Consider the following 240-nt stretch of genomic DNA (forward strand, 5'->3'; position numbering starts at 1 on the left):
CCTCGAACTGCTGGAGGTGGAGGAGGAGTCCCGGGACGCAGAGGAGGTCGCGGAGCGCAGCAGGCAGGACAAGGAGCTCCGGCTCGCACTGCTGCAGCGGAAACGGGAGGAGGTGACCCGGCTGCGCGATCGCGGCGAGATCGACGACGTCGTGCTGCGGGATGTGCAGCGGCGGCTGGATGTGGAGGAGGTGCGGCTGACGGGCCGGGAGCTGGGCGAATGAGTGTCGTCCCGAGCCCT

The 240-nt window shown here is 70.0% G+C and carries 1 pseudogene; it reads left to right on the top strand.

The features are described from left to right. Positions 1–223 (top strand): annotated as a pseudogene (locus tag ACPYOG_RS20515) (Na+/H+ antiporter); the annotation flags it as partial. Positions 224–240 lie beyond the last annotated feature (17 nt).

Source organism: Leifsonia sp. HAY1-4F, from assembly GCF_056755275.1.